7 protein-coding genes and 2 pseudogenes are annotated in these 9,448 nt (G+C 60.9%); 1 reads left to right on the top strand and 8 read right to left on the bottom strand.

The genetic code is table 11. The annotated features are described in order from the left end of the window. On the bottom strand, window positions 1–169 hold a 169-nt coding region (locus tag HV744_RS38350), incomplete at its 3' end, for a hypothetical protein (RefSeq protein WP_175153580.1). A gap of 121 nt (window positions 170–290) precedes the next feature. On the opposite strand from HV744_RS38350, the pseudogene HV744_RS33445 reads away from it, so the two are divergent. Further along, window positions 291–1,141: pseudogene (locus HV744_RS33445) on the top strand (transposase). A gap of 273 nt (window positions 1,142–1,414) precedes the next feature. Here HV744_RS33445 and HV744_RS33440 read toward each other — a convergent pair. The 7 genes and pseudogenes from HV744_RS33440 to HV744_RS33410 all read right to left on the bottom strand — a co-directional run bounded on the left by HV744_RS33440 (window position 1,415) and on the right by HV744_RS33410 (window position 9,435). After that, on the bottom strand, window positions 1,415–4,138 hold the full coding sequence (locus tag HV744_RS33440) for a bifunctional YncE family protein/alkaline phosphatase family protein (protein ID WP_175153579.1): 2,724 nt from the start codon (window positions 4,136–4,138) through the stop codon (window positions 1,415–1,417). Between the two features lie 429 nt (window positions 4,139–4,567). Further along, a complete protein-coding gene (locus HV744_RS33435; protein WP_175153578.1) occupies window positions 4,568–4,993 on the bottom strand; it encodes a hypothetical protein in 426 nt (141 codons plus the stop codon). A 103-nt stretch (window positions 4,994–5,096) separates the two neighbouring features. After that, window positions 5,097–5,276 (bottom strand): annotated as a pseudogene (locus HV744_RS33430) (IS630 family transposase); the annotation flags it as partial. A 68-nt stretch (window positions 5,277–5,344) separates the two neighbouring features. Then, window positions 5,345–6,082 (bottom strand): energy transducer TonB, encoded by a 738-nt coding sequence (locus HV744_RS33425; RefSeq protein WP_175153577.1) that lies wholly within the window; start codon window positions 6,080–6,082, stop codon window positions 5,345–5,347. Window position 6,083: 1 nt separating this feature from the next. Further along, window positions 6,084–6,485, bottom strand: a complete 402-nt coding sequence (locus tag HV744_RS33420) for an ExbD/TolR family protein (RefSeq protein ID WP_175153576.1) — start codon at window positions 6,483–6,485, stop codon at window positions 6,084–6,086. 1 nt (window position 6,486) lies between these two features. After that, a complete protein-coding gene (locus HV744_RS33415) occupies window positions 6,487–7,185 on the bottom strand; it encodes a MotA/TolQ/ExbB proton channel family protein (RefSeq protein WP_175153575.1) in 699 nt (232 codons plus the stop codon). A gap of 12 nt (window positions 7,186–7,197) precedes the next feature. Continuing rightward, the gene (locus tag HV744_RS33410; protein WP_175153583.1) at window positions 7,198–9,435 is read right to left on the bottom strand and encodes a TonB-dependent receptor; all 2,238 of its coding nucleotides are present in this window, start codon (window positions 9,433–9,435) and stop codon (window positions 7,198–7,200) included. Between the last annotated feature and the right edge of the window lie 13 nt (window positions 9,436–9,448).

The following is a 9,448-nucleotide window of genomic DNA, read 5'->3' as shown; positions in this document are numbered from 1 at the left end:
CCTTCACACGCGGGTCGACGATGATCGTTTTGCCGGTTGCCGCGCCGATCGCCCTGGCGACCTGGTCGATATCGGCGTTCACGAAGTTGAGGGTCACCTGGGCCTGTGCTGCCTGCGCGGTGATCAATCCAGCCACCAGCAGCGCCGTTGCTACGCGACGCAAAGCCATACAATTTCTTCTCATGGAATAAGGTTAGGACTTACGCAAAAAGTCACGCCTGAGCGCGGAAACGAATTGTTACGACGCGACGTAAACCCAAGGCGAAGCCAGGGTTCGTAATGTCGGGGGCATGACGAAACGCCCGACCCGCCTGGATTACTGCCAGTACCTGCTGGTGAGCCCGAGCAACCAAACGCTGACGAACTTCGCCGACCATGTTGAAGATATGAGCCACGATGCCATCAACCGGTTTTTGCGTAACGAGAAGATGACACCGCGTCTCGTATGGGACAACGTGCGTGAACAGATCACGGCTCACGAGGAAGGTTGCATCGCGCGACGGCAAGACGAAACTGGATCACGTGCGCGACATACTGACCAACCTGGTTCATCATAAACGCCTGCCGTTCTGTCGGGTCCTGATGGACACCTGGTATGCCACGCGCGATCTGATGCTGTTCATCGAGTCGCCGGAGAAGATCTACTACTGCCCGCTGCGCGCCAACCGGCAGGTGGACGACTCCGGCGCAACATCCCCGTACCGGCGCGTCGATTCGCTGGAGTGGGATGCAAGCGCTCTCGCGCATGGCAAAACCATCAAGATCAAAGGCTCTCCCAAACATCACAAGGTGAAGCTGTTCCAGGTTGAAGTGTCGACACACCGCACGGACTCGGTCGCCCCTAACGACTTCACTCAGGACTTCTTCGCAGGCCACACAAGACGCGTGCGGCCTGCGCTGGAAGATCGAGCAGTTTCATCGCGAAGCCAAACAACTGACCGGGATCGAGCGCTGCCAATGCCGCAAAGCGCGCATCCATCGCAATCACATCGCCTGCGCCGTACTCGTGTGGATTCGTCTCGCTGAGATCGCCAGGCAGACCCGCCGCACCCTCTATCAGGTCAAACACCAGATGCTCGATGACTTCCTCCGTCAGCAGTTCAAGAATCCGACCGTTCGGATGAAATTTGCGCAAGTCTAAAGGTATCGCTGCAAACAGCTGTAGCCGTCGACCGGCTTTGTCAACCTGACGAAATTCCCGAAAATTTTCAATGCGAAGGTGGGAATTTGCTGCTCCGTGTGCGGGAAAACCAGACGCATAGCCCATGTCGGCGCCCGAAAACGGCTGCGGAGTGGCATCTGTTTGTCGGCGGTTTCGCCAGGTTGACAAAGCCTTCTTGAGCTTCATGAGCATGTTGCCGAAGGCGCTTCATAAAAGCTGGGGCCGGTGGCCCCAGCTGAACGCTAACAGCGCTCAATCGTCATCATCATCAGCGGTCGAAGCCTGTTGCGCCACCGCCAACGGCATCAACACCTTTGATTCACCCGGATAAGGCCGCTTGAATCCAGTAGCCGAATACCAGATTGCGTGGTTGAGCATATTCGGGTTCTCGGAATCGGGTTTGGCCTGCTTACCCGCAAACATCTTCGTGGACGCCAGGGACCACGCGCGTTCGATCTCAAACTCAGCTATTGAACCAGGGTTCATCTGATTCAACGGGATCTGATTCTGCAGCGCGGTGTACGGAGTGAAGTCGGGGTAGTCCGTAAAGACAGTCGACATCGGCGTCGTCGTTTGATCGAACTGAGTCATCGGCGTAATACCGAGAATGTGCTCGATCGTGCGATCGACGTTGATCTGCGTGTAGTACGTGTGATCGATGAACCCTTTCCGCTTTGCGTAAGGGCTCGCCACGAGCACCGGCGAACGGTGGCCATCGACGTGGTCCACGCCATTCTGTGCATCGTCCTCCTCGATGAAGATCGCGGAGTCTTTCCAGAACGGGCTGTGGCTGACCGCGTCGACGAGCCGCCCGATCGCCAGGTCGTTGTCCGCCACGTCCGCTTGCGGCGTGGGCGAGTTAGCCGCGGTTCCCCCCGTGTGGTCCTGGGGCAGCGTCATGATGATCAGCTGCGGGAGGTTGTTCTGCTGAACGAATTTCTTGAACTCCATCAGGAACATATCCATGCGGTACTGATCGGGAATACCTGTGTTGAAGCCCGGAAACTGATGGTCGAGGAGGGCGTTGAGCGAGGGGATCTGCGTCGACTGATAGAAGCCGCCGATCGGCACGTGAAGGCTACCTTGCTTCTTGCCTTCGAGGATAAGCGAGTCGTTATACCAGTCTTGCCAGCTACCGGAGCTGTACCCGGACTGCACCGTTTCCTGATCCGAATATTCGCCGTAGACCCGAACGGACAGATGCTTCTTCAGCGCGGCGTTCCAAAGGAATCCCTTTGGACCATAGACCATGCTGTCGCCACCGTTATACGGATAGCTGCGCACGAAATCGGCACCGCCCTTTTCGATGTAGTCGGGGGCAATTCCTTGCACGATCCATTGGTGACCGTCCGCGGATTGACGGCCTCCCACGTAGAAATTATCGAGCAGCGGAAACTGGGTGGCCAACGCGTGGTGGTTCGGCGTGACATTGGTGCCGAAATCGACGAGCGACGGATCGCTGTTGCCACGGCCGATATCGCCAAACACCTGGTCGTAGGTGCGGTTTTCCTTCACCACGAGAATGACGTGCTTGATCAGCGACGGCTCACCGATGACATTCGGAATTGCATGCGAACGAGCATTCTGGTTCGGCCGGTCGCTGCCGTCGTCGCCGTGCCAGCCGTTGTTCTTGAAGACTTGCTTCGTGTAGCTCGCCAATGTGTCGTTCGACGGCACCGGGATCACCGAAGCGGTTCCGGAATCGGCATAGGCGCTGTGTCCAGCATGATCGAGGATTTGTCTCTGCGCGCCGAGCGAACCGGTGCCCTTCACGTTTCCGACGAGCAGTTGATTGGTCGACGGGTTGTAGGCAATGCTGCCCGGAAACCAGCCGGTCGGGATCAGTCCATCGAGGCCGAATTGGCCGCGGTCGCCGTTACCGAAAGCATGTTCGCCGGCGGCTGCGGCAGCCTTCGCAGCCTGCCAGTCGTAGACCGCGATCGCATTGTTGGTTCCGAGCGCGACGTACAGCTTCTTTTGCGGCGTCATCACCAGACCGTTAGGTGAACTGCCGAACGTTGCACCGTCGAATGGCCGAATGGGAAGCGTCTGCACGACCCAGTTCGTCCGCGTGTCGATTACCGAAACCGAGTCGCTGTTGGTGTTGGCGACGAACAGGTAGGGGCCGTCGACCGTCATGGACGTCGGGTGAAGTCCAACGGAGATGTTCTGAATCGTCCGCCCGTTGTTGAGATCGACCACCGATACCGTACCGGTAGCGGCGGCGCCGGTCTCACGATCGGCGACGATGTTCGTGCCGGAGGAGTTGACGGTGAAGTCACCTGAAGTAGCCGTCCGGCCACCTTCATTGCTGACGTACGCTCTGTCGCCCACCACGACGACGCTGTTCGGCGCGTTGCCGACGGCGATCTGTCCGACGTACTTCTGCTGAGTCAAATCGATGACGCCGAGGGCATTGTACCGATTGATCGCCACATACAGCTTGGTGCCATCAGCAGACAACGCCAAGCCGGCGTTGTTCGGCACGGTATGCCCATTATTGTTGAACGCCGCGTTGTTCGGAACCGTAATGACGGTGTTTGACGAAAGGGTTCCGTCTGCCGCGACAGTGGCAACTACGATGTTGCCGCTGTCCTGCGAGGCATACAGCGTCTTGCCATCGGCTGAGTAGAGCAGCCCGGCGATGGCACCGCTGGTGCCGCCCTGCGGTACGAACTCCTGGATTTCAGTGCGAGTCGCCAGATTCATGATCCGGATCGGCGCTCCGGAATCCATGGTCAGTGCGGCGGCCGTCTTGTTGTCTGGTCGAATCGCGACGGCGTTGACACGGGTCTGCGGCAATGGGATCTGCGTCCCGGCAGGGGTGATGACCTGGTTGACCGAGGTAACGACAGAGCCATCTGTCTGAGTGCCAACCTGATAGGTCGGCAGAGCAGAATTCTCTAGCGTTTGCCCAGATGCTTGTCCCGCCACGCCAAACGCAAGCAGCGCTGGTAAGAATGTCAAGTTCTTCACTGAAATACTCCTGAAGGGGAATCGCAATCCATCTCACCAATGATTGCAGCCTGCAAGCCGGAATTTGATACAGCGATACATTGGATGTGCTCACGTTCGACGCTGAGACTTTTTACGGAATTGATATGACGCTTGCGTGTCATGCAGGAAGGCAATGAAAAATATATCGTCATGCGACGACATATTTTCACAGAGGCATCCATTAGGCCAGTATCTGAAATCACCAGTCAGCGTCGCTATTCGTTGATCGTTGATTCAGCATCGAGTGCGACGAAGAAAGCAACCGTTAAGTCGTCGCCTGAGGACATATTTTTGCGCCGATGGGCGGCAATTGTCACTCACACGCTGACCAACGGCTTGGTTCGGATGGGGGTATTGGAAAGAGACAGGGACGATGCTGCGGAGATGCGTCGAGCCCTCTCACGACATTCAGGGTTGCTGGAACTGAAGAGGTCCGAGGCCGAGCAACGTGAGCCAGTGTGAATGGTCTTGGCCGGTCATCAGTTCGCAAGGAATCCTGCCTTTACGCTCGAACCGCCGACTGCGCAGGAAGCGCCGGTGGTTCACGAAGAATTGCAGCAGGCCGAGGTACGGGCTACCGGGATGGCGACGCAGCGTGAAGTAGGTGAGAGTTGCTGGCATGTTGACGGGATTGCGGCGAGAATTTCGGGTATGAAACGAACTGCGCTGCAACACAACACACCTGCCACCGACGCCATTTCTTATGTCGGCTACCGATTTCCGCCCGAAGTGAACGAGGAACTCAAGGATCAGCGGCGCATCAAGATCGCTGAGTGCGAGGCGCTCAGGTGACCGGTGCAGCCGCTGTTCGACAAATTGAAGAAGCAGCCGCATGGTATCGCGGTAAGCTGCCAGGACAAGACAAAAAAGCGGGCTTTACCGCCAATACATGCCACTTGACGCGCGGCTGACAGCGACACGTGTCGCACCATAGGTCAGAAATATAGCGGACAGATGGATGCCTGAAGAAGGAGCGCACGAGCGTTGGATGGCGTCCAGTTTGTGCAAGCTGCTCGTGAATTTGCGGACCCAGCTTTTCGCCTTTTTGCAGAGGGCGTCGCGCAACGCCTGTGCGCTTGACGTGACTCCACACCAACTCATCCGGATTGAGGTCTGGGATAAGGATAACTAACTACTCTTGAAGCAGAAATGTACCCTACGCTCGTCAACTTGACAGTGCCGTCTTCACCCCTTACTGTCGAGCGAGAAATCGACCCATAGTTGCTTGGGCAGGCTCTTGCCCTCGAGTCCATGCGGCGGAGGGGGGCACACGGCGTCGCGAACGGCCACGAGCGCGGCATGGTCGAGCAGGCCCATGCCACTGGACGTCACGACGTGTATGTCGGACACTGCGCCGTCGCGATAGACGAACCCGACGAGCGTCCGCCCGGTTATCCCTTCCATGCGGGCCGATTCTGGATAGCGCAGTGCCGCTTCGATCGCGGCGCGCAGCGCGGCCTCAAAACTCGCGTCGGGGCGGGCCGGAGCGGCGACGGCTGGCGTGGGACGCGGTGCGGGGGCGGGGGCGGGTTCGGCCGGCGCGTCTCCCGGTGCGGGCATGGTGTCCGGCCCCGCAGCCGGCACGGACGGTGGCTTGACCGGCTGCGGCGGCGCCGCGTGCGCGCCGCGCGCCTGATGCACCGCAGGAGCGCGACGCGGCTGCACGGCCGGTTTCGGCACCGGCTTCGACACTTCGCGCGCGGGGATGGGCGCGGGCTTCGGCACCGGGACCGCAGGCGGCGCTAGCGTGATCGTCATCGGCTCGGGCTGCCTCGGCGCAGTGATGCGCGGATGAATCAGCCACGCGCCGACGCCCGCGAGCAGCAACGCCTCGACGGCCAGCGCGAGCACGGCCGACACATAGAGCGGCGCGCGCGTGCCGACATGCGGTGCACGCTGTGCGTCGGTCGGCATCGACGACATGTCAATCCACCATTTCCGGTTGCGCGGCCAGCGACACCTGCGTAACCCCGGCCGCGCGGCACGCGTCCATCACGTTCACGAGCTTCTGCAACTGCGCGTCCCTGGCGCCCGCGATGGTCACCACCGTATGCGCCGGATCGGGGCGCTTCGCGAGCAGCGCGGTCAGATCGGCCGCGCTGAGCGTGCGGCCGTCGACCGAGACGCTGCCGTCGGCCGCGAGCGTCACCGTCACCTTCGGCGGCGGCAGGCTCTGCGCGCTCGCGGCCGACGGCAGCTGCGTCCGCAGGCCTGCGTTCGGAATCATGTGCAGCGTGATCATGATGAAAAACACCAGCATGAAGAACATGATGTCGATCATCGGAATGATCTCGATGCGCGCCTTGCGTGCCTCGAAGTACTTCACGTCATGCTCCTTGCCGGGCGGGCGACCCGATCACCCCGTGCGGGGTTTCGGCTTCCGCCTCCCGCGCGACGTGGACATCCGGGATGTCGCTCGTCAGGCGATTGACGAGCGCGGTCTTCAGCGTATCGAGCTGATGCACGACGAGTCGCACGCGACTATGCAGGCCATTGAAGAACACGAGTCCGATCATCGCAACGAACAGGCCCGACGCAGTCGCGATCAGCGCCTCGGCGACGCCGCCCGTCACCTGGACCGGCGCGTTGCCCGGATTCGACAGCACCTGAAACGCGTCGAACATGCCGACGATCGTGCCGAACAGCCCGAGCAGCGGCGCCAGCGTGACGGCGGTATCGAGCACCCACAGGAAGCGGTCGATGCGGGGAGCCTCGCGCATCACCGCTTCCTCGAGGCTCGCGGCGAGCGTGTCGCGATCGGCGCGTCCGGCGAGCCGGCCCGCGGTTGCGATCACGCTGCCCGTCGGCAGCCCGTCGTGCCGTTGAGCCCAGGCCGCGAGCGCGCTCGCGTTCAGCGCCTTGTGCTGGTCCAGCTCGGCAAGCGCCGCCTGCGCGTCGCGCGCGACCCGCTGCAGGAACCACACGCGCTCGATGACGACGGTCAAAGAGACGAATAGCAGCGTGGCGATCACATATAGCACACCGCCGGAATGTTGGGCAACGCGTAACAGGGTGTCCATCGACATGTTCGATCCTCCTCAAAAATCCGCGTGCAGGGTGACGTATGCGCTTAAAGGGTCGCCCACGTAAGCGCCCGCCATGTTCGCGGCGACGAAGTACCGCCGGTTGGTGAGGTTGTGGACGTTGAGGTCCACGCCCCAGTGCTGCGCCCGATAGCCGAACGCCGCATTCGCGATCACATAGGCAGGAGCCGAGTTGATATTCCTGATGTCGCTGTAGACACGGCTCATGTAGTTGGCGCCGGCTCCGACATGAAAGCCGGGCACGCCGTAAATTGAGAAGTCGTAGGTGGTCCACAGGTTCGCCATGTACGCGGGCACGTCCTGCGGATTGTTGCCGACGGCCGATACGCCTTGTGGATTGCTCGTGACATAGGCATGTTGCGCGGTGAAATTCGCAATCAGGTGCCACTGTCGCGTGATGGTCGCATCGAGCGACGCTTCGGCGCCGCGCGTTTTCTGGCTGTCGAACACGACTGTTTCGATACCGTTGAGCGTCAGCGGCGAAGCCACGTTGCTACGCGACACATCGAAGAGCGCGGTATTCAGCACATAGCGGTCATCGAGAAACGAGAACTTGATGCCCGCTTCGTATTGCAGCGCCGATTCCGGCTCGCCGATGCCCGTCTGCGTGTCTTCCGAGTTGAAATTCGTCAGGTAGCTGCGCGAGACGCCGAAATACGGCGACATCCACGGCGTGAGCTTGTACAGCACGCCGATGTTCCAGCTCACGGGCGCGTCGTTTCGTGTGTAGGTGTGGCCCGCGAGTACCGGCTCGCCTTCGTTGTCGACGCGTCCGGGGACCGTGATGTTCGGTGTGAGCGACGTGTCCCACCAGTCCTTGCGCAGGCCGGCGCGAAGCTTCAGTTTGTCGGTCACGTCCACCTGGTCGGTGGCGTACAGGCTGTAGAAATTCCCGACCAGGTGATCGTTGTCGCACGAGTGCCTGGAATCGCACAGGAACGTGAGATTCGCGATCGACGTCTCGGGCGGCACCGGGGCGAACACGTCCGGGATGTTCGGCAGGTCCGCCGTCGCGCGATCGGTATTGATCGTCTGATGCATGTACTCGAAGCCGGTCAGCAGCGTGTGGCCGACGCTGCCCGTCTTGAACTTCCATACGGGCTCGAGCTGATAGTCGACCGTGTTGTCCGAATCGTCTTGCTGACGCAACTGCCGGTGAACGACCTCCTCGCCGACGACTTTCGTGCTCGAGCTGTCGCCGTTGCCGTCGAACTCGAGGCTGCGATGCAGGAACGACAGACGGTTGTTGATCGTCAGGAAATCGCTGACCCGCCACGCGTCGGTCAGCGTCGGGCGCACGTAGTTCGAGCGCGCGAACGCGAACGGCGTCGAATATTTTGCGACGATCGGAACGCTATGGATCGGCGCGCCGTTCAGATAGATCAGGCCGTACGAATCCGGCGTGGAGCGCGTGTCCTGCGCCTCGATGGAGAAGTCGAACTTGTGGTCGCCGAGCTTCCATTGAAGTGCCGTCCGGATCTCCTTGTTCCAGTACGCGAGGTCGCGGAAGCCGTCCGAGCTCGCGCCCGTCGCGTCGACGCGATAGTTGAGACCGGGGACGTCCGTCGGCCCGGTGACGTACGCGCTGCCGGTCACCGTGCCAAACGAGCCGGCCTGCACATTGGCGCCGTAATGAAGCTGCGGGGACGGCGTGTAGTGCACGATGTTGATCGTGCCACCGGGCGGCCCGCTGCCGAACAGCGACGAACCCGGCCCTTCGAGAATCTCGACGCGCTCGACGCCGTTCAGCGAATGGACGACGCCATTCACCTGGTCGCCGTCGGAGAACCCGTCGGTGTAGACCTGTGCCTGCAGGCCACGAATCACGAAGTGATCGAAGAATCCCTTGGCGTCCGTGCCGCCGACGCTCACGCCGCTCGCGTTGCTGACGGCCTGCTGCAGCTTCGTCGCGCCCTGCTCGGTGAGCAGCCCGCGCGGAATTTCCTGCACGCTCATCGGCAGGTCGCCGAGCACGGTGCCCGTCTTGCTGACGCCCGTGACCTGGTATGGGTCGTTGACGTTATGGTCGCGCGCGACCGCGCCCGTCGCAGCGTTGACGGACACCTCGCCCAGCGAGCCCGCAGGTTGCGTCTGTGGGGCTTGCGTCTGTTGACCTTGTGCTTGCTGAGGCTGTCCCTGTTGAACCTGTTGAGCCTTCGCCACATGGACGAACGACAAAGCGGCAAATAGCGCCGACACGGCAATTGCGGTTCTGGACCTGGGTACGTTCATTAGCTTCACGCGG

Origin of the sequence: Paraburkholderia ultramafica (genome assembly GCF_902859915.1) — a bacterium.
GTDB lineage: Bacteria > Pseudomonadota > Gammaproteobacteria > Burkholderiales > Burkholderiaceae > Paraburkholderia > Paraburkholderia ultramafica.
This window is presented reverse-complemented; position numbering and strand designations above follow the sequence as displayed.

Coding starts and splice junctions, on each gene's coding strand:
- HV744_RS33435 (WP_175153578.1), bottom strand. CDS start 4,993: ATGCGGCTGCTTCTTCAATTTGTCGAACAGCGGCTGCACCGGTCACCT.
- HV744_RS33425 (WP_175153577.1), bottom strand. CDS start 6,082: ATGTCGTCGATGCCGACCGACGCACAGCGTGCACCGCATGTCGGCACG.
- HV744_RS33415 (WP_175153575.1), bottom strand. CDS start 7,185: ATGTCGATGGACACCCTGTTACGCGTTGCCCAACATTCCGGCGGTGTG.
- HV744_RS33410 (WP_175153583.1), bottom strand. CDS start 9,435: ATGAACGTACCCAGGTCCAGAACCGCAATTGCCGTGTCGGCGCTATTT.